General features: G+C 63.4%; 16 protein-coding genes. 10 read left to right on the top strand and 6 right to left on the bottom strand.

Going from position 1 to position 24,210, the window contains the following annotated elements:
* Positions 1-21 precede the first annotated feature (21 nt).
* The 4 genes from BUB09_RS10060 to BUB09_RS10045 form a co-directional block, all read right to left on the bottom strand.
* Positions 22-3,372 carry a DEAD/DEAH box helicase family protein gene (locus BUB09_RS10060; protein WP_072897199.1) on the bottom strand — a complete coding sequence of 1,117 codons (3,351 nt, stop codon included), beginning with the start codon at positions 3,370-3,372 and terminating at the stop codon, positions 22-24.
* A gap of 1 nt (position 3,373) precedes the next feature.
* Positions 3,374-6,598 (bottom strand): site-specific DNA-methyltransferase, encoded by a 3,225-nt coding sequence (locus BUB09_RS10055; RefSeq protein WP_072897197.1) that lies wholly within the window; start codon positions 6,596-6,598, stop codon positions 3,374-3,376.
* Positions 6,599-6,601: 3 nt separating this feature from the next.
* Entirely contained in the window at positions 6,602-7,741 is a 1,140-nt protein-coding gene (fic, locus tag BUB09_RS10050; RefSeq protein WP_072897196.1) for a protein adenylyltransferase Fic, read from the bottom strand.
* Between the two features lie 145 nt (positions 7,742-7,886).
* Entirely contained in the window at positions 7,887-10,754 is a 2,868-nt protein-coding gene (locus BUB09_RS10045; protein WP_072897194.1) for an SNF2-related protein, read from the bottom strand.
* Between the two features lie 200 nt (positions 10,755-10,954).
* On the opposite strand from BUB09_RS10045, the gene mfd reads away from it, so the two are divergent.
* The 10 genes from mfd (at position 10,955) to BUB09_RS09995 (ending at position 21,310) form a co-directional block, all read left to right on the top strand.
* On the top strand, positions 10,955-14,311 hold the full coding sequence (gene mfd, locus BUB09_RS10040) for a transcription-repair coupling factor (RefSeq protein ID WP_072897192.1): 3,357 nt from the start codon (positions 10,955-10,957) through the stop codon (positions 14,309-14,311).
* Positions 14,308-14,907: a CsiV family protein gene (locus BUB09_RS10035; RefSeq protein WP_072897190.1), complete on the top strand. Its 600-nt coding sequence runs from the start codon at positions 14,308-14,310 to the stop codon at positions 14,905-14,907. The genes mfd and BUB09_RS10035 overlap by 4 nt, the downstream gene beginning before the upstream one ends.
* Before the next feature lie 172 nt (positions 14,908-15,079).
* Positions 15,080-15,271 carry a YezD family protein gene (locus tag BUB09_RS10030; protein ID WP_072897482.1) on the top strand — a complete coding sequence of 64 codons (192 nt, stop codon included), beginning with the start codon at positions 15,080-15,082 and terminating at the stop codon, positions 15,269-15,271.
* Between the two features lie 35 nt (positions 15,272-15,306).
* Entirely contained in the window at positions 15,307-16,299 is a 993-nt protein-coding gene (locus BUB09_RS10025; protein ID WP_072897188.1) for a sulfate ABC transporter substrate-binding protein, read from the top strand.
* A 50-nt stretch (positions 16,300-16,349) separates the two neighbouring features.
* On the top strand, positions 16,350-16,568 hold the full coding sequence (locus BUB09_RS10020) for a TOBE domain-containing protein (protein WP_072897187.1): 219 nt from the start codon (positions 16,350-16,352) through the stop codon (positions 16,566-16,568).
* Positions 16,569-16,602: 34 nt separating this feature from the next.
* Positions 16,603-17,247 carry a class II glutamine amidotransferase gene (locus tag BUB09_RS10015; RefSeq protein WP_072897185.1) on the top strand — a complete coding sequence of 215 codons (645 nt, stop codon included), beginning with the start codon at positions 16,603-16,605 and terminating at the stop codon, positions 17,245-17,247.
* A gap of 51 nt (positions 17,248-17,298) precedes the next feature.
* Positions 17,299-18,162, top strand: coding sequence for a sulfate ABC transporter permease subunit CysT (gene cysT, locus BUB09_RS10010; protein WP_072897183.1), 864 nt, complete (start codon positions 17,299-17,301; stop codon positions 18,160-18,162).
* A 7-nt stretch (positions 18,163-18,169) separates the two neighbouring features.
* Positions 18,170-19,075: a sulfate ABC transporter permease subunit CysW gene (cysW, locus tag BUB09_RS10005; RefSeq protein WP_072897181.1), complete on the top strand. Its 906-nt coding sequence runs from the start codon at positions 18,170-18,172 to the stop codon at positions 19,073-19,075.
* A gap of 18 nt (positions 19,076-19,093) precedes the next feature.
* Positions 19,094-20,227: a sulfate/molybdate ABC transporter ATP-binding protein gene (locus BUB09_RS10000; protein WP_072897180.1), complete on the top strand. Its 1,134-nt coding sequence runs from the start codon at positions 19,094-19,096 to the stop codon at positions 20,225-20,227.
* A gap of 141 nt (positions 20,228-20,368) precedes the next feature.
* On the top strand, positions 20,369-21,310 hold the full coding sequence (locus BUB09_RS09995; RefSeq protein WP_072897178.1) for a lysophospholipid acyltransferase family protein: 942 nt from the start codon (positions 20,369-20,371) through the stop codon (positions 21,308-21,310).
* Here BUB09_RS09995 and BUB09_RS09990 read toward each other — a convergent pair.
* Both BUB09_RS09990 and lysS read right to left on the bottom strand, forming a co-directional pair.
* Entirely contained in the window at positions 21,282-22,475 is a 1,194-nt protein-coding gene (locus BUB09_RS09990) for a Bcr/CflA family multidrug efflux MFS transporter (RefSeq protein WP_072897176.1), read from the bottom strand. The two genes, BUB09_RS09995 and BUB09_RS09990, sit on opposite strands and share 29 nt — an antisense overlap.
* Positions 22,476-22,545: 70 nt before the next feature.
* Positions 22,546-24,060, bottom strand: a complete 1,515-nt coding sequence (gene lysS, locus BUB09_RS09985; protein ID WP_072897174.1) for a lysine--tRNA ligase — start codon at positions 24,058-24,060, stop codon at positions 22,546-22,548.
* Between the last annotated feature and the right edge of the window lie 150 nt (positions 24,061-24,210).

Genomic DNA, 24,210 nt, shown 5'->3' with positions numbered 1-24,210 from the left:
TATTGGTCGGCCTACAGTCGGTTAGTCCTCGGCAAGTAAACGCTGGACATAGTCAGGGTCTTCGTCAAACAGGATGTGGCGGTCGGCAAGATCTTGGCGAGTAACATTCCAATGCAACGCCATCTCGTCGGCAGCCGTCACCGAAACGATGAAGCTCTCTAAGGTGATCGATGGATCGGAAGGCTTAAGCCTGGCCTCGATGTCCTTAATCGTCCGGTAAAAGTCGAGCTTGGGCTCGTTGTGCCAGCTCAAACTTCGGATGCCCTTCGGGTCAACGAAGGTGATGCGCTGCCGGTCGCCGTCCAGCCGCCAGAGCATGAAGTCCGGGTAAAAATTACCGGCCTCGAAGAAACCTACACCGCGGCCTCGGCTGAGGTTGCGCAGCAGGAATAGAGGACGATTCACGAACTCCTGTGGATGCTGCTCGCAGTAATCCTTGAGCTGCGTCACGAAGCGCATCTCACCGTCATTCAGGGCAACCGGCTTGACCGAGATGCTCGCTCCCGCAGCGCGGATTAGCGGCTCGAACAGGTGCTGCTGAAAGCGGATCAGCTCTACCGATGCATTGGCGCCATCCATCGCGGCACGCGGCCCATGCCACGTACGGTGACGAAGCTCTTCGGCGATAGCACGGAGCTGGGTGATCAGTTGCTGTTCTGATCTCTCGACGGTCACCTTGTAGACCCCCTGCTCCTCGCCCGCACCGGAGGCAGCGTCGGGAAAGTTCGGGTTATCGGCGGTCAGTACCGCATACTCCAAGTGGGGCTCCTCCCAAGCTTTCTTGCGAAACACGTAATAGCGCTCCGCGTACTTCTTCAGCAGCGTCTGCGCGATCTCCTGCCAGGTCTGTAGCTTGTCGAGGCTGTCCAGCGCCAGCACCGCCCTGGGGATCAGCAGGTCGTACCAGTCGGTCCGCGACATCAAGGCATCCACGGATCCCCGCGGGATATTGAAGTTGTGCCAGCCACGCTCGTTCTTGAAGCGGATCAGCTCGAACCACGCGGCGTCGAGGTCGAGCAGCGCGACGTGTGGCGCGCCCAGGGAGCCGGTGTCCAGCGCCGCTACGCCGTCCCCGCCACTCAGCTCCCGCGCCCGCATCGCCTGAACCTTGGGATACCAGTTGAGCTGCACCCGATTGTTGAGTAGCCATTGGTCGTTGGGAACACGCGGCGGGGCCAGCTCGGGCACGGGCGCCAGCTGACGGAACGCGGTACCGAACTCGGTGCGCACGCCGTTGATCTCCGGCTTGAGCCGAATCACCTTGAGCCTGTGCGTGCCCAGGTTGCGGATCACCGGTAGGTTGATGTCTTCGGTCTCTTGGTCGGGCGGCAGTCCTTCGTCTTCCAGGAACTGCTTGAACTGCGCCATGTAGTCGGCATGGATGCCGAACACGTTGAGTGTTTCGAGCAGCTCGATGTGAGATGGCTTGACCACCGCCGGCGGCAGGCGCATCGCCCGGCTGCGCTTGAGGCTGTATCCGTGGCCCTTGAGTCGCACGCCGCGGCCGAACAGCTGGATGATCTGCGCGCCTTCGCTCTGGCCGATCTTCATCAAGCCCAGCGTGCTGACGCGCCAGCTGTTCCAGCCCTCGGTGAATTTTCGTGAGCCAATCAGCAGGCTGATCTGGTTGTCGCGATCATTGAGACGACGGAACAGAGAGCCCGAAAAATCCCGCTCCTCCGCCACCAGTCCGGGCGTGTTCGCGCACAGCTCGTGGAGCTTCTTGGCATCACCCACGTTGATCACACCGAAAGCGGGGTTGTCTCCCAGCTTCACGGCGAGTTCGCCATCGGCGCCCTTCAGATATTCCACGTGCAAGCCACCGCCACCGGGCGCGTTGAACAACCGTCCACATACGTCCGCGAACAACTCACTCGCCGGCAGGTTCAGCTCCGCCAGGTAGCCAAAGCGATTGGCGAAGGGGTTCTGGCCGGATGCCGTGGGCAGCCCGGCCGTCAGGATTCCCTGAATCGCACGCTCTGACTGCGCACGGTTAGCGACGAAGCGGGACAAGAACAGCAGGATCTCGGTCACGTCCGAGACCGTGCGCCGGTTCTCCGTGCGCACCGCGTTTACGCTGCCGCCGACGAAGATCCACAGCGGCCGCTCGATGTTGAAATCCCGGAGCGCGGTCTGTCGGTCGTCAAACAGGCGGCGCTGCTGATACGCCGCCAGCAGGCAGGCGGTCAGGTAGCGATCGAGGCCGGTCTGCTCGGTCGCGTCATCCAGGTTGAGGATCTGGTAGTCCTTGCCGAAGCCGTCGCCGTAGAAATAGCGATAGGAGTAGTCGAAGACGATGCTGCGGGCATAGCGGCGCGTCAGGGCCGCATTGCCCTTGACCGCCTGCTTGAAGGTGGCCGAATACTCGAAGGAAAAGCCCTTTTCGCAGAGCTGATCGCGTCGCGTCAGCCACTTGCCGGCTTCGCCGCCCGAGGTTCCCCGGTGTCCTTCGTCCACCAGCACCAGGTTGCCGGATTCGAAGGCGTCTACCGCGACGGTCTTGTCCCCCATCTCATCGGCGAGCTTGTGGATGTCGATGATCTCCACCGCTCGCCCGGCGAACAGCCCGCGCGCGTTCTTGTCGAACAGCTCGGCCTCGATGCCTGCGGCGGCGAACTCCTCCAGATGCTGCTGGCTCAAGCCCTCGTTGGGCGTCAGCAGCAGGATGCGGTTCAAGCTCCCGGCGCGGCCGACTTGCGCCAGGTGATGCTGGTACTGGTGCAGGTTCACATGCATCAGCAGCGTCTTGCCGCTGCCCGTGGCGCACCACAGCGCCAGCTTGTTCAAGCCCAGCGCGGCATCGCGGCCCTCGTCCATCAGCGGCAACTGCTCGGCCTCGTCCTTGCCTTCGTTGAACTTCGTGATGTGCGCATTGAGCGCGGCGGCCAACGCCTGCGGATCGCGGAAGTAGCGGTCTAGGTAGATCTCAACAAACAGCAGCGACAGGTACTGGTAGTACTTCCACACCACGGGGCGTTCACGCTTGAGCGCCCGCTGCGCGTTCAGCGCCAGCGTGTGGCGGACAATGTTCTGGTCAAAGGCCAGCAGCTCCTCACGGCTCACACCCGGCAGCTCGCCGGTGATCTGATTGATCAGGGCGTGATGAAAGCGGTGGATGTTGTTCTCATCCAACCCTTCCTCGCTGTACTGGTTGAGCTGGAAGCGCTCCTTGAAGGCTTCCAGCAGCGGCACACGGCGATTGCCCAGGCGATACCAGCCGTCGATGCTCTCCAGTCCGAATAGGCCGAACAGCCACTGGTTGAGCACCAGCGACTGGGTGAACTCCAGCGCCTGCGCCGTTCGAGCGCCGGGCCCGCGTGCGGCACGAGGGGTGGTCGCAGCCGTGCTGCCGCGAGGACGTCCGCGCGGCATGTCAGGACTCCGTCCCTTCAAACATCAGGCGATGGAAGTCTTCCTCGATGAGGCGCACCTTCCAGGACTCATCCGGCAGGCGCAGGTTCTCCAGCGTGTTATCGCCGTTGACGTAGATCAGGTCGAACTCGGAGTCCTTCACCGAGAACGCCTGCTTATCGCGGAACCAGGTTTCCAGCACCAGATTGTCCTGCTCGGCATTACCAGTGAGCTTGCGCCAGATCACTACCGTCTTCCGTCCTTCCGGCGTAGTACCAGTCACTGTGCGGAACCACCACGGACCGTCGGCGTCCTGCTTTAGCCTGCCCGCGAGCTTCAGCCGACCCTCGGTATCACGCTCAAATTCGGCGCTGAAGCTGCGCGGCGCGGCGATGTGCTGCACGGTCAGGCCCAGCAGCCAGTTGAAGGTTTCCAGCAGATCGACGTTGACCTCGCGGCTTTCATCGCTGCCCGGCGTCTTGACGGACAGCTTGTAGGCGGTGGGGTCGGTGAAGGCGCGGACATTCAGCAGCGAGGCGCTGCCGCGGGATTCCACGTCCAGCTGATAGCGCAGCAGATATTGCTCGCGCAGACTGCTGGCGCCCAAAGCCGCTTGGAAGTCGAGTGCAGACTGCTGCTGTGCGCTGCGTCGCAGCGCGAGATTGTTGAGCGTGTCTTCGTAGGATTCGAGACGGAGAACTTTGATAAAGCGCGGACCGCGCTCTGCCTCCAGCGTGGTGGCGGGTCTCTTTGGTTGTCCGCCATTCCACTCTGGAGAAAATGTCACCTTCTTAACTCTCGGCAGGACAATTTCATCGAAGGAAGCGCCCATTTCAACCAAGACCATCTTCCGCTGGCCACCGTCATCCCGATTGCACTGAACCACGGCGTGTGCGGATGTTCCGGATCCTGCAAAGAAGTCGAAAAATATATCTTCATTAACTGCGTCAGAAATTTTTATAAGTCGCTTGATAAGGCGAACAGGTTTCGGTGTGAATTTTCTGTCAGGGAATAAGTCCCGCAATTCCTTAGATGCTTCATCGGTATGCCCCACATCTTCGTGGGATAGCACGGAAGATGGCGCTATACCCTGCTTTATTTTGTCCAGAAAGTTCTTCAGCGCAGGAGTGCGGTTCGTTCCTTCGCGGCCCCACCATATTCGATTCTCAGAAACATTCCGCTCATGTGTTTCTTGCGACATTGCCCAAACTCTTGAGCGTTTAGGCCATATCTCTTCCCCTGTGTTGGGATTAATGACCGGGTAAAAAAGCGTGGGCCTCTCGTCTGCAGTGTATCGACAGGTGTAATCTGCGGGCTTCCAAGGACCTCTTGGGTCTCCATCGAGATTCTCGTAGCGATCTTTCTGTGCTGCCGTCATTGGGAGCAATCCCGCTCGAAAGCCGGTCGCCGCATATGCCATGATCGTTTCGTGAACGTAGCCGATTCCCTCTACATCCGGCGGCGGCGCGTATCGTTTAATCCATGTCATAGCAGACTGAAATCTCTCTGCTCCAAAAAGTGAATCCAGAAGTTCTCTCAAGCGAGAGGATTCGTTGTCGTCAATGCTGCAGAAAAAGACACCGTCACTCGATATGAAATTGGAGCTCAAGGATAGGCGGTCGGCCATCATTGCAATCCAGCTTGAGTGCCTGTAACTATCTTTGTAGGCAAACTCATCGTTTGCAGTGTTGTATGGAGGATCAATGTATATGCACTTGATCTTTCCGCAATAGCTTTTCTGCATTAGCGAAAGCGCGTGAAAATTATCGCCATTCACTAGAAGACCGGCGGTTGTGCTGGCGACTTCGCTATAGCTGTCCAACACCTTCGCTGCGGTTGCTTCATCAAAATGCCGCGTATCCACCATCAGGCTCGGATGCGCTCGCAGATACTCTGCCGTCAGCGGCTCGCTATAAGCCGGTCTCGTGATGTCTGCCGGCAGCTCGTGCAGCGAGTGCAGCGCTTTCCATTCCTCAAGCTGCGCGGCGTTGGCGCAGATCTCCGGCAGCAGTACATCAGGGATCTGCGAAATCGCGACCAGCCAGTGCGACTCGACGACAAACTTCTTCTTCAGCCACAGCTTCTTCTGGAAGTTCTCCAGCTGCGCCAGAAAGTCGATGACCTTGCCGGCGATGCGGCGGACGACCTTAATCTTTGACAGGTACTGCTCGACCTTGGCCGCGGTTTCGCTCTCCACGTCGTCAAGGTGCATGACCTCGTTCTTGATGTAGAAATCCAGCTCGCGGCGCAGGAAGCCGCCCAAGTCCTTGTGAATGAAGTAATCGAAGGTGTTGCGCGCGGCGTAGCGGTGCAGATGGGCTTCGAGGCGCGAGTAGTCCGCGGCTTCGCCGTCCGCCTTCGTGTGCGGACGAGCAAGTTCGGCGAGCCAGCCCGTGAAGTCGCCCCCGGCTGCCAGAATCTGGCGGGTCGCTAGTGCGATTAGATCCTTCTGCGCTGGCGGCTTCTTTTTGTCGGCACGCTGATCTTCAGGCCAGTCCTCCAGCGTCGCCGGACGGTACTCGAAGCGGATGTCCAGCTCGCCGCCTTCCACAGCAATGAAGCCTTCGCGGGCCAGCACAAACACGCGATCCTTGCCGTCGGCAGCCTTCACGTTGCCGTGCTCGCCTTCGGCGGCATCCACGAGCCGGAAGTGCACGCGCCGGGAGTCTTCACCCTTAGTCTCGTCGGCTTCCGGCCTTAGCCGAAAGGCGTAGTCGCGCAGGTATTCGCTGGTCTTGATGTAGTACTGGTCCTTGTTGGCCCAGTGCAGCGTGACTTCTTCGCCTTCGTAGGGAATGGCGTAAACACCCGGCCGGTAGACGCGCTTGGCAAGGAAGTCGCCCTCTGAGTAGTAGCGGCGGAAGAAGCTGAACAGATGGTCGTAGACCTCGTTCTCCAGCGCGCCGAGGTCGATGGCGCTCTTGAGCTGTTCGCGCAGCTCGCGGACTTTGGGGGACGCTTCCGGGTCCATGCCCGCCTCGGCGACCTGTGCAGCCAGCTGGTCGATCTTTTTCTTGATCTCGCTGCTGTCCGCCGACTGGTACTGCGCGAAGGCCTGGCTCACCTGCGGCAGCAGATCGCGTTCCAGGAACTGGGTGATCTCGCCCGCCTTGGCATGCATGATCCGATAGATGCCGAAGTCCAGATCCGGCTGATCGAGCTGGAACAGCTCCTTGAGCAGGGTCACCAGTTTCTTGAACTTGGGAAGGCCCGCGGCGGGGTTGGACGCGGAATTGGCTTGGGTCATGAATCAATCTTTCCGGTTGCTGGTGATCGCGCCGTAGGGCAGCACGACATGATCGTCACTGGTGAGCAGGCGAACGAAGTTGGGGTGCAGGAACAGCTTCTCGCGGCCGACCTTGATGTCGGTGAGCATGCCGATGTCGGCCAGCTGGTTGAGATACGCGGCCGCGGTCTGGCGCTTGGCGATGTCGCTATCCACCAGATTCTGGATGCGGCAGTACGGCTGGACGAACAGGGCATCGACCAGCTCGCGGCTGTAGATTTTGCTGGCGTGCGTGCGCACGAATTCAGTGGCCTTGCTGTGCAGGGCCTGGATGGCGAGCACCTTGTCGCGCGTCCAGATCGCGGTCTCTGTCACCGCGGTGAGGAGGAAGGCAATCCAGTCTTCCCAGGCGCCATCGCGGGTCACGCCGAGCAGCAGGCGGTAGTAGTCCGTGCGATGACGCAGGATGTGGCGAGATAGATAGAGGATCGGCTGGTCGAGCAGGCGCTGCTCCACCAGTATCAGCAGGTTGAGCACGCGGCCGGTGCGTCCGTTGCCGTCGTGGAACGGATGGATGGCTTCGAACTGGTAATGCGCCACCGCCATGCGGATCAGCGGATCGATGTCCTCGGCTTCGTGGATGAACTGCTCCCAGTTGGAGAGCTTCTGGCGCAGCAGGGCCTCGCCGTCCGGCGGCGTGTAAACAGCCTCCCCGGTGGCAGCGTTGGTCAGCGACGTACCTGGCACGCGGCGGATTTCCATATCGCGGCCTTTCAGGCGGCTGCACACGCGCACGGCGGTACTGGTGCTGAGTGGGCGTGCCGCCAGGGAATCGAAGCCCTCGCGTAGCGCAGCGCGGTAGCTCAGGGCCTCCTTGGTCGCGGGGTCGGCAGCTTGTTCGTCCTGGGCGAACCGGAACAGGGCGTCGCTGGTAGTAACAATGTTCTCGATCTCGCTGCTGGCCTGGGCTTCCAGCAGGGGGATGCTGTTGATGAGCACCGCCTGGTTGGGGATGGCCGCGCCCACGCTCTTGAGTTCGGCCAGGGCCGCACGCGCTCCGATGCAGGCCTTGAGCAGGCGCTTGCTCTCGATGTCCGCCCGCGGAGGCAGGTCGGGCAGGTCGTTGTAGGGAAGCCTAGGGTCGAAGTGGGGATCGATGCTCATTGGGCCGCCATGTCGATCATTTTTGAAATGGTCGACACGTTTTGAGGACATGTCGATCGCATCGACATTAGACGCATACATGTCGACAATCAACAATTATTTCGACACATATTCGGAATGTGTCGAAATATCTGCGCTGTGTAGATCAATGCAGACGCCAGCGAATCCGGAACAGACGCAAGCTGTGACTACTCTGGTTGAGCCGCTTCTCAAGCGCGGCAATCAACGCGTCACGCCTGGCTCCGATCTCGTCCTCGACGTCAAATATCTCCTGGCGCTGCCGGCGTTGTTGGCGCTCCAGCGTTTTGATCTCCTCTTGTACGCGGGCCTGCTCCTCGACCGTAGCGGCCGACCGAGCGCGTCGCTTCGCATCCTTAAGCCGGGCCTTGGTGTCGTGCAGGGACTGCTCGGCGGCCAGCAGCTGGTCTTCGGCCCACCGATCCAGTTTGTCGCGCTCGGCCTGGAAGTAGGTGTTGTTTTCTTCCAGCGCCTGGGCCAGAGCGGCGTCAATCTGCCGCCGAACATTGGCTTCGAAATTGGCGGGCAGGATTTCGGCAGCGGAAGTATCAGGGGTAATCGCGGCCGCAAGCTCCAGCATCCGCTGGCAGGCCTCGGCGTCCACCCAGCGGCCGTCGTCGGCCTGGGCACTGAAAACCAAGTGCTCTTCGAGCTGGAAGCTCTCCAGCTCCAGCAGGTTCAGCTCCAGCCAGCCTGACTTGCTGGTGAGCTGTTCCAGCGCCGCGATGCGCTGTGGCGCCGACGACAGATCGAACACCAGCTCAGCCGGTAGCGCATCGAGGCGACGGCCGGTATCCAGCACGAACTCGCCCAGCGGGTGCGTAAGTCGGTAGACGTGCCCGCCTTCGGGCATTGGCTGCCCTTTGCGGATCAGGTGGTAGCGTCCGGCTTCGGCGTCCTTGGATGGTGACTTGGCTAGCTCGAACGACAGAGCCTTGTCGTTGAACTGTGCCAACGATGCGAGGACGTGGCGAGTGAGCCGCCAGAACAACTGACTGATACGGTCCAGCTGCACGATGGCTTGATCGCGATGCAGGCGCAGGCGCTCGACTACGCCTGCATCAAAGGTGGCCAGCAGGGCCTCCTCGGTGTCCTTCATCCGCTCCTGAATCTGGCTCTCCAGCTCGCTGCGCAACGCCGCGAACGCGGCGTCGATATCAGCTGGGGTGCGGCAGGTATCGAAAATGCCGGCGATCCGGCGCTCGATATCCACGCCATTCTCGATGCGCCCGAGGATTTCATCCGAGGCACCGAAGACGCCGTCAAACAGGTGGAATTTCTCGGAGAGCAGTTCTAGCACGCGCTGGTCGGCTGCGTTTCGCTGGTTAAGGAAGTTCACGACAACCACGTCGTGCTTCTGGCCGTAGCGGTGGCAGCGACCGATACGCTGTTCCACGCGTTGCGGGTTCCACGGCAGGTCGTAGTTCACGACCAGTGAGCAGAACTGCAGATTGATACCCTCGGCGCCGGCTTCGGTGCAGATCAAGATCTCGGCTTGATCGCGGAAGTGGTCAATGACCGCGGTGCGGCGGTCGATGGCGGGGCTGCCGGTGACGCGATCTGTGCCCTGGTGGGTTGCCAGCCAGCGCTGGTAGATACCGTTGGCACCCGGATCTGAAGCCCGGCCGCTGAACTTGGCGACGCGACCTGCATGGCCGTGGGCTTCGAGGAAGCGAGCGAGGTAATCCTGCGTGCGGACCGACTCGGTAAAGACGACGGCTTTGCGTGCCGCGCCAATCGACGCCATGCGCTGGAAACCGATGTCGAGCGCCTTTACCAAGGCATGGGACTTCTGGTCCTCACGAACGCCGTTGGCGATCAGCAGGTACTGCTCCAGCTCGACGATTTCGCCTCGGAGTCGTTCCCGGTCAACAGCGGGCTCGGCCGTGGATTCGACTAGGCCAGCTTCCTGTTCGTCCTCGTCTAGCTCCTCGGCGTCGAGTTCCTCGCTCCGAATCAGCTCGGTAAGCCAGTCGCCTTGGTCGGCCTGGCTTTCCTCCAGCCGCCGCAGCCGAGCCAAGATCGCTTCCAGCGTTGCAACCACGGCCGGGGTCGACGAAGCCAGCAACTTGCGAAGGATCAGCCCAACCAAATGGCGCTGCCGGGATGGCACGCCGTAGCCGTCCACCCTAAGCAGGTAGCCAGACACCAGGTCGTAAACGCGTTGCTCATCGTCCCCAGGAGTGAACGGAAAGGTCATCGCCTTGCGTTCGGTGTACTGAACGTACTCCAAAACGTCACGACGCAACGATCGCTTTGAAAAGTCGGCTAGCCGATTCCTGAGCGCCGGAATCGCCGAATCGCCTCGCATAAAGCGGGACCGAAAGCTGACGCGATCGCCGAAGAGGTGCTCATCGATGATGGTCGATAAACCGTAAAGCTCCAGCAGGGAGTTCTGCAGGGGCGTAGCGGTCAGCAACACCTTCCTGACCCCTGCTAGTCCACGCTTGATGGCCTGCCCGGTGGTGTGAGCTTCGCGGTATGCATTGCGCAGCTTGTGCGCCTCGTCGATGACCGCGAGGTCCCATCGAATTGCACTGATCGCCTGCTCCATCCTCGCCGCAAAGTGGATGGAAACAATGCTGATGACATCTTGGTCAAGCGGGTTGTACACCCCGGCTTTTCTGGCTTGTGACCAAGTCTCCGCGTCGATCACCTGGGTCGGGAGATGAAACTTCTCGCTCAGCTCGGTCGCCCACTGCTTACGCAACGATGCCGGGCACACGACCAGAAGCCGACGGCGCCGCTCAGCCCAGTACTGGCCGAGCACCAGAGCAGCTTCGATGGTTTTGCCGAGCCCCACCTCGTCCGCCAGCAGCACGCCCCTCGACAGCGGATTCGCCAGGGCAAAGAGAGCGGCTTCAATCTGGTGCGGGTTCAGGTCTACAGAGGCATCAAACAGCGCTTGCCCCACACGATCCAAATCACCACCTCGGCGCCGCCGAGTGAGCTCCCACGCGAAATACTTCGCTTGGTGCGACGTTAACTGGCTCATTCCCACCCCCGGTGTAGATTCCCCTGTCGACAGAGCGCCACCGGGCTCGATCGACGGTCTAGGGTCCCGCGTTATCCCTACGTAAGAGTGTAGCGTCCCAGTCGAACAACGCTCGTGGATGGTCTCGCATGAGGTTCATTGGGATGCCACTGCAACCGCCGCCTGCCCCGACACCGTAAAATCGCGCTCCAGTCGAGCCGATGATCCTGCACGTGTCCGAATCCGACGCAGCACCCCCCTCCCCGCCGGCCGTCGCGGCGCTGGCGGCCGTGCGCGCGGCGCAGGCGCATCGCGGCCTGGTACTGGCGATCGCGGCCGACGAACGCGAGGCCTACCGGCTCGAGGACGAGTTGCGCTTCTTCGCCAGCCCGGACCTGACCGTGCTGCACTTGCCCGACACCGAAGTGCTGCCCTACGACCAGTTCTCGCCGCATCAGGAAATCCTGTCGAACCGGATGGCGGCGCTGTATCGGCTGCCGACGACGCAGCGCGGCCTGCTGCTGGTGACGGCCGATGCGCTGCTGACGCGACTGCCGCCGCGAAGCTACGTCGAAGGCCGCGCGCTGATGCTCAAGGTCGGCGAGCGTCTCGACTTGCTGGCGTTTCGCGAGCGCCTGGTCGGCGCCGGCTATACCAGCGTCTCCGAAGTCCAAACCCAAGGTGAGTTCGCGGTACGCGGCGCGCTGATCGATCTGTTTCCGATGGGCGCCGACACCGCCTACCGGATCGACCTGTTCGACGACGATATCGAATCGATCCGCCGCTTCGACCCGGAAACGCAGCGCTCGGTCGACAAGGTCGACGAAGTCCGTCTGCTGCCGGCCCGCGACTTTCCGACCGACCGCGAAGGCATCGAAACCTTCCGCCGTCGCTACCGCGAGTATTTCCCCGGCGACCCGGCGCGTTCGCGGGTCTATGCCGAAGTCAGCAAGAAGCTGATGCCCAGCGGCATCGAAGCCTGGCTGCCGTTGTTCTTCGGGCAGACGGCGACGCTGTTCGATTACTTGCCGGCGCAGACGCAGGTCGTCGCGCTGTGTCCGCTGGAGTCGGCGATCGGCGCCGACTGGGCGCAGATCAACGAGCGCTACGAACGCCATCGCGGCGACATCGAACGGCCGCTGATGAAGCCGTCCGATCTGTACCTGACACCGGAAGAAGCGCTGAGCCGGCTGGCGCAACTGCCGCAAGCATCGGCGACGCTGCCGAGCGAAGCGCTGGCCGACGGCGAAGCCAGCTTGCGCGAAGGACTCAAGACCGGCAGCGACCGCGTGCTGTTCGTCGCTGAATCAGCCGGACGACGCGAAGCGCTGATCGACTGGCTCAAGCCGCTCGGCGTGCTGCCGCGCGAACAAGCCGGCTACGACGCCTTCGTCCGCGACAAGAACCGCTACGGCATCACGATCGGCCCGCTGCAGACCGGCTTCCGCCTGCCGGCCGACGGGCTGGCGCTGGTCAGCGAAGCGCAGGTGTTTGGCCGCCGCGCGCCGGTGGAATCACGCAGCCGGCGCGGCAAGGTGCGCGACCCGGAAACGATCCTGCGCGATCTGTCGTCGCTGGCGATCGGCGCGCCGGTGGTCCACGCCCAACATGGCGTCGGTCGCTATCGCGGCTTGCAGAAGCTCGATGCCGGCGGCGTCGAAGCTGAATACCTGCTGCTCGAATACGCCGGCGGCGACAAGCTGTACGTGCCGGTGGGATCGCTGCAGATGATCCACCGCTACACCGGCGCCGAGGACGACGCCGCGCCGCTGCATTCGCTCGGCTCCGAACGCTGGGAAAAGATGCAGGCCAAGGCGCGCGAAAAAGCGCACGACGTCGCCGCCGAGCTGCTGCAGATTCAGGCCCGCCGCGCCGCCAAGGTCGGCATGAAGCTGGAGCTGGACGAGGAAGACTACCGCCGCTTCTGCGACGGCTTTCCGTTCACGACGACGGCCGATCAGCAGTCGGCGATCGACGCCGTGCTGGCCGACCTGCAGCAGGACAAGCCGATGGATCGCGTCGTCTGCGGCGACGTCGGCTTCGGCAAAACCGAAGTCGCGTTGCGCGCCTGCTTTGCCGTGGCGCGCTCGGGCCGGCAGGTGTGCCTGCTGGCGCCGACGACGCTGCTGGTGGCCCAGCACGAAAAGAACTTCCGCGATCGTTTCGCCGGCTGGCCGATCCGCGTCACCGCGCTGTCGCGACTACGCACGGCCAAGGAGCAGACGCAGATCCTCAAGGAAGTCGAGAACGGCACGCTCGACGTGGTGATCGGCACGCATCGGCTGCTGCAGGAAGACGTGCGCTTCAAGGACCTGGGCCTGGTCGTCATCGACGAAGAGCATCGCTTCGGCGTCCGTCACAAGGAGCGGCTGAAGAACCTGCGCGCCGAAGTCGACATGCTGACGCTGACCGCGACGCCGATCCCGCGCACGCTGAACATGAGCATGGCCGGCCTGCGCGACTTGTCGATCATCGCCACGCCGCCGGCCTCGCGCTTGTCGATCAAGACCTTTGTCGCCGAATGGGAGCGCAACCTGGTGGTCGAGGCGATCCAGCGCGAGCTGCGCCGCGGTGGCCAGGTGTATTACCTGCACAACGAAGTCGCCGATATCGCAAGAGTCGCCGACGATGTGGCCAAGATGGTGCCCGAAGCGCGCGTGCGCTTTGCTCACGGCCAGATGCGCGAGCGCGAGCTGGAGCAAGTGATGCTCGACTTCTATCACCAGCGCTTCAACGTGCTGGTCAGCACGACGATCATCGAATCGGGTATCGACGTACCGACCGCCAACACGATGCTGATCGACCGCGCCGACAATCTTGGCCTTGCACAGCTACATCAGCTGCGCGGCCGCGTCGGGCGCAGCCATCACCGCGCGTACGCGTATCTGCTGGTGCCGAGCAAGCGCAACCTGAGCGTCGATGCGCAAAAGCGACTTGACGCGATCGAAACCCTCGGCGACCTCGGCAGCGGCTTTGCGCTGGCCACGCACGATCTGGAAATCCGCGGCGCCGGCGAGCTGCTCGGCGAAGGGCAGTCCGGACAGATCGAGGAAGTCGGCTTCACGATGTATGCCGAGCTGCTGGCCCGCGCGGTGCGCGCGCTGCGCAGCGGCAAGCTCGACGACCAGCCATTTGGCGTGGCCGCCTGCGAAGTCGATCTGGGCGTGTCGGCGCTGCTGCCGGAAGCCTTTATTCCCGACGTGCACACGCGCCTGGTGTTCTACAAGCGCGTCTCCGAGGCCGGCGACGAAAAGCAGCTGCATGAACTCAAGGTCGAGATGATCGACCGCTTCGGCCTGCTGCCGCCGCAGGCGGAACGTCTGTTCGATGCCGCGCGGCTGCGCGTGATGGGCGAAGCGCTGGGCGTGACCAAGATCCGCGCCGGCGCCAAGGGTGCGGCGCTCGACTTCGGCCCGCAGCCGAAGATCGAGCCAGCCAAGCTGATCCGCTTGATTCAGAAGCAGCCGCGCGTCTACAAGCTCGAGGGCCAGAAGCGGCTGACGATCACCGCGCCGTTGGACGATGCGGACAAGCGCGCCGACCAGATGGCAGCCCTGCTGAGTACACTCGCGCAATGACCGACGCCCGCTCCCTGTTGCGCCCCTGCCTGCGGCCCGCGCTGCTGCTGCTCGCCCTGTTCGCCGTCCCGGCACAGGCCGAAACCTACCGGATCGACGTGATCGTGTTCGTCGATCTGTGGGCCGGCGGCGCCGAAGCCGGCAACCCGCCGGCAACACCGAGCTTGCGCAACGCGATCGACGTCGACGACGCGGCGGCGCTGCGCGCCGCTGGCATCGAACTGCTGCCCGAAGATCAGTCCGCGCTGAACGACGCCTGGCAGCACTTGCGCTACAGCAAGCAGTTCAAACCGCTGATGCGGCTGTCGTGGACGCAGAAGGACCCGCCGCAGGAGCGCGGCCCTTCCGTTCACGTTCGCATCCCCAAGCCGGGCGACGAAACCGGCGCACCGATCGTCGATGGCAGCATCGCGCTGCTGCTGGGCCGCTACCTGCAGATCGATGCCGACCTGCAGTACGTGGCCGACGGCCAAGCCTGGCCGCTGGCCGAGCGCCGGCGCATGCGCCGCGACGAGACCCACCATCTCGACAGTGCCCGGCTCGGCATCCTGACCCAGGTCAGCAAGCCCGGCGCCGCGCCCGACGCGGCCGAGTAGCCCGCCGGGCCTCGGGGCCCGCAACACCTTCAGCGGCCGCAACCGCGGCCCGCAGTGCGTGTCGCGCGCCACTGTTCTTTTTTGGCATATGCAGATAGCCGCATATTCTTTTGAGACCTTAACGTAGCGCCCTAGCATGGCGTCTCACCGGACCCACCGGATGCCAGACGCGATGACTGACCAATCCAACCGCCCCGATACCCGCAACGACCTGCGCCTCGCTGATCGCATCCGCGATGCGCTCTCCGGCTTGCGCTACGGATCTGTGGAGATCGTCGTCCATGACGGCCGCATCGTTCAGATCGAACGACGCGAGCGGGTCCGTTTCGAACGCACCGAATCCAATCCCGGCGCGTCCCAATGACCGCTGCTGTTCTCCACCCGTCGAAAGCCCAATCCATGCTGAAGAAATTCCTGGCAACGAGCCTGCTGGCGATCGTGCCGACGCTGTCGCACGCCGCATCCGTGACGCTGCTCAATGTGTCGTACGACCCGACCCGCGAACTGTACAAGGCGGTCAACGCTGCCTTCGCTGCAGACTGGAAGGCCAAAACCGGCGATAGCGTGACAATCAAGCAGTCGCACGGCGGCTCGGGCAAACAGGCGCGCGCGGTGATCGACGGCCTGGAAGCCGACGTGGTCACGCTCGCGCTGGCGGCCGACATCGACGCGATTGCCGAAAAAGCCAAGTTGCTGCCGCTGGACTGGGAGAAGCGGCTGGCCCACAACAGCGCGCCGTACACCTCGACGATCGTGTTCCTGGTGCGCAAGGGCAACCCCAAGCAGATCAAGGACTGGAACGACTTGATCAAGCCGGGCGTCGCCGTCGTGACACCGAATCCGAAGACCTCCGGTGGCGCGCGCTGGAATCATCTGGCGGCCTATGCCTACGCGCTGAAGGCCAACAACGGTGACGCGGCCAAGGCCAAGGCCTATCTGGCCGCGCTGTACAAGAACGTGCCGGTGCTCGACACCGGCGCCCGTGGCGCGACGACGACCTTCGTCCAGCGCGGTATCGGCGACGTGCTGATCGCCTGGGAAAACGAGGCATTTTTGTCGATCGACGAGTTCGGCAAGGACAAGTTCGAAATCGTCGCGCCTTCGCTGTCGGTGCTGGCCGAGCCCTCGGTCGCCGTCGTCGACAAGGTCGCCGACAAGCACGGCAACCGCAAGGTCGCGGACGCCTATCTGAGCTTTCTGTACACACCGGCCGCGCAGGACATCATCGGCAAAAACTACTACCGCCCGGTCGATCCGGCCGTTGCCGCCCGCTACGCGAGCGTGTTCCCGAAGATCGAACTCAAGACGATTGCCGATTTCGGCGGCTGGGCCAAGGTGCAAGCCGAGCACTTCGCCGAAGGCGGCCTGTTCGACCAGATCTACGGCGGCTAAGCCGCCCCGCTGTCCTGCTTCGCTCCGCTCCCACACGAAAGGCGCACGCCATGTCTATTGCAGCCGTCAATACCCGCAACCAGTTCCGCGGTCAGGTCGCCAACATCCGCCGTGGGTCGGTGGTGTCCGAAGTCGAGATCCTGACGCCCAACGGCATCATCTCGGCCGTGGTCACGACCTCGTCGGTCGACCTGATCAACCTGCAGGTCGGCGAAGAAGCCTTGGCGATGTTCAAGGCCACCGACGTGCTGGTCGCCAAGCTCAGCTGATCGCCCGCTCGCGCCGCCCTGCCGCTGAACGCCGATGTGCGTGATCCTGCACAAACCCGCCGGAGTGGCCATCGCGCCGCAATTGCTGCGCGCGGCGGCGTCGCTGAATCGCGACGGTTGGGGCCTGATGGGCTTCGATCGAAACGGGCGCTTCCTGCTGCAGCGGCATGCTCGCGTCGATGTCGACCAAGTGATCGATACCGTGCGAGGGCTGCGTGACGCGGAGTTGGCGCTGCATCTGCGGATGCTGACGCGCGGCTCGACGCACGAGCGCAACCTGCATCCGGTCGCGGTCGACGGTGATGAGCCCGCTGACGACGATGTGTACCTGATGCACAACGGAACGATCGGCGGGCTGGCCACGCCCGAAGTTGGACACTCGGACAGCTGGCATTTCGCGCGCCGCGTGCTCGGGCCTTTGCTGCGCGGTAATCCCGATCTGCTGGATCAAGACGCGTTTCGCCAACTGGTGGCACTGGCGCTGGGCCCGGACAACAAGGCCGTACTACTGCAACGCAGCTCCGGCCGCCTGCACATCATCAACCGTCATTACGGCGCCGAGTTCGACGGCCTGTGGTGCAGCAGCACGCGCTGGATCGACCAGCGTCTGCTGACGCTGCGCTCGGCACCGCAACCGCAACAACGCAGCCTGGCAACCGAACGCCTGCACTTCATTTGACCGGCCGATACCTCTCACTAGGCCGACTGTACCGACAGAGACCTGAACCACATGACTGACATCGCCGTACCCACCTCACGACACCGACGCCCGCCGCGATCGGTGATGCCCGGCTTCGGACTGACGCTGGGCTATACGATTTTCTACCTGTGCTTAATCGTGCTGATCCCATTGGCCGGCGTGTTCGTCAAAGCAGCGGGCCTGGGCTTCGACGGCATCTGGCAGGTGGTCAGTTCACCACGGGTCTATTCAGCGCTGCGTTTGAGTTTCGGTGCTGCTGCGATCGCCGCGACGATCAATGCCGTGTTCGGCTTGTTGGTCGCCTGGGTGTTTGTCCGCTACGACTTCTTCGGCAAAAAACTGCTCGACGCAACGATCGACTTGCCGTTCGCGCTGCCGACCGCCGTCGCCGGCATCGCGCTGACAGCGCTGTACAGCGGCAATGGCTGGATCGGCCAGTTTCTGGAGCCGCTGGGCATCAAGGTCGCATTCACGCCGTTGGGCGTGATCCTGGCGATGACCTTCATCGGCCTGCCCTTCGTTGTGCGCACGGTGCAACCCGTGCTCGAGGAAGCCGAGAAGGAGCTGGAAGAAGCGGCTGCCTCACTGGGTGCAACGCGCTGGCAGACGATCACGCAAGTGATCCTGCCGACGATTCTGCCGGCGCTGCTGACCGGCTATGCGCTGAGCTTTGCGCGGGCCGTTGGCGAATACGGATCGGTGATCTTCATCGCCGGCAACCTGCCGCTGAAGTCCGAGATCGCACCGCTGCTGATCATCATCAAGCTCGAAGAATTCGACTACGCCGGTGCCACCGCCGTTGCCGCGATCATGCTGGTGCTGTCGTTCCTGCTGCTGCTGATCATCAACCTGCTGCAGGGCTGGAGCCGTACGCGCTCTGGCGCCCGCGCTTGAGCCCGTCATGAATCGTCCCGTCGACCACACGCTGCAAGACCCGCCCAAGCTGCCGTTCGAGCCGCTGATCCAGAAGAACGCCGTGATCACCGAAGCGCGCTGGGTGCGCGTGTCGCTGACCGCGGCAGCGCTGATCTTCCTGCTCGGCTTTCTGCTGATGCCGCTGATCGCGGTCTTCGTCGAAGCACTGCGCAATGGCATTGGCGCCTACTTCGAGGCCATCGTCGAAGACGACGCCATGGCGGCGATCCGCCTGACGCTGACCGTGTCCTTGATCGCGGTGCCGCTGAACCTGGTGTTCGGCGTGATCGCGGCCTGGGCGATCACCAAGCACAGCTTCCGCTTCAAGCAACTACTGATCACGCTGATCGACCTGCCGTTCTCGGTCTCTCCGGTGGTATCGGGACTGATCTACGTGTTGATCTTCGGCGCCCAGGGCTGGGCCGGGCCGTGGATGTCCGAACACGAATTCAAGGTGCTGTTCGCGGTGCCCGGCATTGTGCTGGCGACGACGTTCGTCACGTTTCCGTTCATCGCCCGCGAGCTGATCCCGCTGATGCAGGCGCAAGGCACCGACGACGAACAAGCCGCGCTGTCGCTCGGCGCCAATGGCTGGCAGGTGTTCTGGCGCGTGACGCTACCGAACATCCGCTGGGGTCTGCTGTACGGCGTGCTGCTGTGCAATGCGCGGGCGATGGGCGAGTTCGGCGCCGTATCGGTGGTCAGCGGCCACATCCGCGGGCTGACCAATACGATGCCGCTGCATGTCGAGATTCTCTACAACGAATACAACTTTTCGGCCGCATTCGCGGTGGCCTCGCTGCTGGCGATGCTGGCCTTGCTGACGCTGGGCTTGAAGAGCCTGCTCGAATGGCGCCACGGCAACGAACTTGCCGCCACGCGCCGTCACTGATCTGCACCGGAGCTTTCGATGGACATCCAGATTCGCAATATTCACAAGGGATTCGGCAGCTTTCCGGCACTGGCCGGCGTCGACCTCGACATCGCCTCGGGCGAGCTGATCGCCTTGCTCGGTCCGTCCGGCTCGGGCAAGACCACGCTGCTGCGTACAATCGCCGGGCTGGAATTCCCCGACACCGGGCAGATCCTGTTCGGCGGCGAAGACACGGTGGCGCTGCCGGTACAGCAGCGTCGCGTCGGCTTCGTGTTCCAGCATTACGCGCTGTTCCGGCACATGACGATTCTCGAAAACGTCGCGTTCGGCTTGCGTGTGCGGCCGCGCCATGAGCGGCCCTCGGACAAGGACATCAAGCGCAAGGCGGCCGAACTGCTCGACCTGGTACAGCTCGGCGGCCTGGAAGCGCGCTATCCGACGCAGTTGTCGGGCGGCCAGCGGCAACGCGTGGCGCTAGCGCGGGCACTGGCGATCGAGCCGCGTGTGCTACTGCTCGACGAGCCGTTCGGCGCGCTCGACGCCAAGGTGCGCAAGGACTTGCGCCGCTGGCTGCGTGAGCTGCACGACAAGACCGGCTACACGACGATCTTCGTCACGCACGACCAGGAAGAAGCACTGGAACTGGCCGACCGCGTCGTCGTCATGAGCCGTGGCCGCATCGAGCAGGTCGGCAGCACCGATGAGGTCTACGAGAATCCAGCGACGCCGTTCGTATTCGACTTTCTCGGCAACACCAACATTCTGCCCGGCGAAGTCCGCGAGCATCACATCTACGTCAACGGCGGCCCTCAGCCGATCGCCGATACCGCAGGGCACGAGCCCGGCCCGATCGACATCTATGTGCGACCGATCGACTTGCGCATCGCCGACGCGGGCGTGCCGTCGTTCGACGTCGACGTGCTCAGCACGCAGCGCACCGGACCGGTGGTCCGCTGCGAAGCGCGTGCGGTGACCTCCGGTGCCGTGATCGAAATCGAACTGCCGCATCTGCATCACGACGTGCCGGCATTGAAGGCCGGCGCCCGCGTGCCGCTGCGCCTCAGCAACTTCAGCGTGTTTGCACGCGGCAAGCCGATCAGCCGTCAGGCGCTGCCCGACGTGGTCGCCAATGCGCCGGCCGAGTATCGCGAACGGGCTCGCGCCGGCTGAGTTCAGCCACGCCGGGGCATCGTGGAAGTGACGATCCGGTCATCTCGACCGGTCGTCACCGCAGGGCGCCAGCTGGCTTGGCCGGGGCGTCACGGAGTCGTCATACTGCGACGTCCTCCCTCGACGGCATGAGATTTACGCTTGCTGATCAAATTCTTGTTCCTGCTCGTCAGCAAATTGCCATTACCGGTCCTGCATCTGGCCGGGATCCTGATCGGTCGCCTGTACTGGCGCTTTGCCAAGTCCAAGCGCCACTTGGCACTGTGTAACCTGAGGCTGTGCTTTCCCGAACTGAGCGAGGCCGAACGCGAACGCATCGGCCGCCGCTCCTGTGAGCACTACATCAAGACGCTGCTGGAAACGCCGCTGATCTGGGTTGGGTCGGCCCGTCGGGTTTGCCGACTGGTAACCTGCGTCGACGGCGGCGAGCGTGTTGATGCCGCGCTGGCGCACGGCAAGGGTCTGATCATCGCCGCGATGCACTTGGGCAACTTCGAAGCCGGCATTACACCGATGGCGGCGCGCTATCCGATGACCGGGCTGTTCAAGCCGGTCAAGTATCCGGCGCTGTGCGAGCTGTCGCGGCGCGGACGCACGCGCTTCGGCGGTACGGTGATCCCGATCATCAAGCGCAACGGCAAACGTGCCGTCGGCAGCCAGCTGCTGCGGGCGCTCAAGCGCGGCGAAATCATCTACGCGCTTCCGGACCGCGATCCGCCGCGCGGCCAGGGCGTGTTCGCACCGTTCTTCGGCGTCGAAGCGCATTCGCCGGTGCTGGTACCCAAGCTGGTCCAAGCCACGGGCGCGCGGCTGCTGTTCTGCGTCGGCGAGCGGCTGCCGCGGGCCGCCGGCTTCCGGGTGCGCTTCGTCGAACCGCCGGAGGGCTGGGACAGCCCCGACCTGGACGTGGCGACAGCGGCCGTCAATGCCGGCATCGAAGCCTGCGTCCGGCAATGCCCCGAGCAGTACTGGTGGGCCTACAAGCGCTTCAAACGCCGTCCTTACGGCCAGACCTGCGTTTATCGCGGTACGGTTCAGCTGGCGCCGGCCGAGGTCAACCCACCGCAAGCGCAGGCGGCTTGACCAGCGTGCGCAGCGCCAGCTGCGCCAGCAGAGCCCAGATCAGAATCGCCACGGCCATCGTCACAACGCCGCCGCTGTGGAGTCGTGCGACCACGACGCTGGCCAGCCCGGCCAGCAGGAACTGCAAGGTACCGAGCATCGCCGACGCCATGCCGGCATGCGTCGCGAACGGTTCCATCGCGGCGGCTTGAGAGTTCGGGAACGTAAAGCCCAGGCTGGTGAGGCACACCAGCAGCGGCAGCGCGATGCCCCAGATCCCGCCCCAGCCGCTGATCGCGCACACCATCATCACCAGCGCGGCGACCAGGTAGGCGCCCAGTGCCGCGCGCAGCAACTTCTCCGCACGTAGATGACGTAGCGCCCGCTGGTTTAGCTGGGATGCCAGAATCAGCCCCGCCGCGTTGGCGCCGAACAGCATGCCGAACGTGTCCGGCGCCAGGCCGAAGTGATCGATGAACACGAATGGCGACGCCGTGATGTAGGCGAACATGCCGGCCTGCACGCAGGACCCGGCGAGCGCGTAGCCCATGAAGCGGCGGTGGCTCAGGATGCGCCGGTAGTCGCGGGCGATACCGCGCCCGCTCAGCGGTGCCGCCAGCGCACGCCCGGATTCGCGGACGCCGAACACGGCGATCGCCAGACCTGCCAGGCCGAAGCCCAGCATCAACATGAAGTTGCTGTGCCAGCCGAACCATTGCTGCATGTTGCCGCCTAGCGTCGGTGCCAGGATCGGCGCCACGCCCATGACCAGCACCAGCGCACTGAGCACGCGCGCCATTTCGTTGCCGGAAAAGTGATCGCGAACCAGCGCGCGGCACACGACAGCGCCAGCGCAACCGCCGAGCGCCTGCAGCAGTCGCATCACGACTAGCATTTCGATGCTCGATGCCAGCACGCAGCCCAGTGAGCTGAGGCTGTACAGCATCAGGCCGAAGATCAGCGGCGGACGCCGGCCGAAGCGATCGGTGATCGGCCCATAGACCAACTGCCCCAGGGCCAGACCGATGAAATAGGCCGACACCGTCATCTGCACGGCGCCCATGTCGGCATCCAGCGCAGCGCCGATCGCCGGCAAGCTCGGCAGATACAGATCGATCGACAGCGGACCCAGCGCCGAAATCAGGCCCAGCATCACGATGAAACGCCGGCGCGCGGACGGCGTCATCGGACACCACCGTCATCATCGCCGCGACGACGCGCTCGGGCGATCGGCGCAGCGCGCGGCATGTCGTGGTTCAGCCGTGGTGCTCCGGCTTCATCTGCGGGAACAGCAGCACGTCGCGGATGCTGGCGCTGTCGGTCAGGAACATCACCAGGCGGTCGATGCCGACGCCGACGCCAGCCGTCGGCGGCAGGCCGTATTCGAGCGCGCGGATGTAGTCGGCGTCGTAGTGCATCGCCTCGTCGTCACCAGCGTCTTTGGCCGCGACCTGTTCCATGAAACGCGCCGCCTGGTCGTCGGCGTCATTGAGCTCGGAGAAGCCGTTGGCGACTTCGCGTCCACCGGCAAAAAACTCGAAGCGATCGGTGACGCTCGGATCGCGGTCGCTGCGGCGCGCCAGCGGCGAGACTTCGGTCGGGTATTCGGTGATGAACGTCGGATCGAGCAACTGCGTCTCGACGGTCTTTTCGAACACTTCGGTTAGCAGCTTGCCCCAGCGGTAGCTCGGCTTGGAATCGCCGCCGACCTGCCGCGCATAGCCAGCCAGGAATTCGCGGTCCGACAACTGCTCCAGCGTCAGACCTGGATTGAAGCGCAGCACGGCTTCCTTCATCGACCAGCGATTGAACGGCCGATCGAGGTCATAGTCACGGCCGGCGTAGACCAGCTTGCCGCTGCCGTTCACGGCCAGCGCCACGTTGCGGATCATGTTCTCGACCAGATCCATCGCGTCCTGATAGTCGGCGTAGGCCTGATAGAACTCCAGCATCGTGAACTCGGGGTTGTGCCGCGTGCTCAAGCCTTCGTTGCGAAAATTGCGATTGATCTCGTAGACGCGCTCGAAGCCGCCGACGACCAGGCGCTTGAGGTACAGCTCCGGCGCGATCCGCAGATACAGGTCACGATCCAGCGCATTGTGATGCGTCACGAACGGCTTGGCCGCCGCACCGCCGGCAATCGGCTGCAGCATCGGCGTCTCGACTTCCATGAAGCCGAGCGAGTCGAGGTAGTTGCGGATGAAGCGCACCGCGGCGCCGCGCTTCTGGAACGTGGAGCGCACGTCCGGATTGACGATCAGGTCGAGGTAGCGCTGGCGATAGCGGGTCTCGGTATCGGTCAGGCCACTCCACTTTTCCGGCAGCGGGCGCAAACCCTTGACCAACAGCTGCAGCTCGGCGACGCGCAGCGTCAGCTCGCCGGCCTTGGTCCGCATCACGGTACCGACGGCACCGACGATGTCACCAATGTCCCAGCTCTTGAACGCTTCGTAGGTGTCGGCGCCGATCGCGTTGAGCTGCACGAACAGCTGAATCCGGCCGCTGCTGTCCTGAAGCTCGACGAAGCTGACTTTGCCTTGGCCGCGCTTGGCCATCATCCGGCCGGCGAGGCGGAAAACCGTGGTCTCCGCTTCCAGCGACGCGGCATCGCGATCAGCAAAGCAGCCGTGCAGGTGCTCGGCGAGCGTGTCGCGGCGGAACGTGTTCGGAAACGCGTTGCCGGCCTCGCGCAGCTTGGCGAGCTTGTCGCGCCGGCCGGCGATGATGTGGTTTTCTTCGATCGGCGGCGCTGCGTTGTTATGTTCGGTCATCGGTCAAACCCTGCTGCTTGTTGCCTGCTCCCGACGGGAGAAGGTGGCGCGAAGCGCCGGATGAGGGGCTCCGAGCTTAAAACCCTGCTCGCATCTCAGAGGCCCTCACCCCTGCCCCTCTCCCGGTGGGAGAGGGGTTCCAAAATCAAA

It is taken from the genome of Hydrocarboniphaga daqingensis (genome assembly GCF_900129825.1).
In the GTDB taxonomy this organism is placed as follows: Bacteria; Pseudomonadota; Gammaproteobacteria; order Nevskiales; family Nevskiaceae; genus Hydrocarboniphaga; species Hydrocarboniphaga daqingensis.
Note: the sequence above shows the minus strand (reverse complement) of the source record. Positions and strands in the feature narration are given on the sequence as shown.